The organism is Streptomyces sp. YS-3, assembly GCF_045257485.1.
GTDB lineage: Bacteria > Actinomycetota > Actinomycetes > Streptomycetales > Streptomycetaceae > Streptomyces.
The window spans coordinates 1-843 of the sequence record NZ_JBJHPC010001121.1 but is presented as its reverse complement, the minus strand read 5'-3'; the positions used below and the strand labels follow the sequence as shown (position 1 = coordinate 843).

General features: G+C 68.2%; 1 pseudogene. It reads right to left on the bottom strand.

Going from position 1 to position 843, the window contains the following annotated elements:
• Window positions 1-2: 2 nt before the first annotated feature.
• Window positions 3-843: pseudogene (locus ACJA3G_RS37870) on the bottom strand (hypothetical protein); the annotation flags it as partial.

Genomic DNA, 843 nt, shown 5'->3' with positions numbered 1-843 from the left:
GGTCAGGGGCGGGTGCGGGTTCGCCGGAGGCGTTCCGGGGGGATCTGGTCGGCGCCGGTCAGGGGCATGTTGTCGGCCACGGTGACCGTGAGCGCGGGCAGTTCCGCCAGGGGGGAGAGGTCGAGCGGGGCTCCGGTGGCGGTCGACCTGGAGAGAGTCACTCCGGTCAGAAGAGGCAACTCGCGTAACGCGTCGAGCCCACCGAGAAGCTCGCAGTCGTGCAGGGTCAACGTCTGGAGTCGGGCCGCGCCCGCCAGTACACCCGCATCGAGTGCTTCGAGCTCGGAGAGACCCAGGTAGCTCAACCGTCCCAGGACATCGGGCATCCGGCACAGTTCCCGCAGCTGCCACTGTCCGGCGAGCATCAGCTCGGTGAGGAGCGGCCAGCGCTCGATCCCGTCGAGACTGGCGTACCGGATCTGGCGCTGCAGGAACAGCCGGGTCAAGCCAGGGCCCAGCGGCAGTTCGGCGAGGCTCTCGATGAGCGCGGGATGCGCGATGTAGACGCCGGTGAGGCGGGTCATCTCTCCCAGCGGCTCCAGCGACAGCTTCGGATCCAGCATGTAGAGGGCGATGTAGTCAAGCCCGGATCCGGCCAGGGGTGTCAGATCCCGCACCGCCGAGCACCGGCTCAGCACCAGATGCTTGAGCCGGGGGAGGGACGCGAGCGGGGTGAGATCCGTGAGATCCATGCTGCCGTAGACGAAGACGTTCTCCGCTTCCCGGACCTCGGTCAGTGGGGTGAGATCGATGTGGTTGCCCGACACCTGGACGCTACGGGCGCTGGGGGTCAGTCGCAGGGCGAGCATCTGCTCCCAGGTCGTGGCGGTCAGCGTGGCCTTG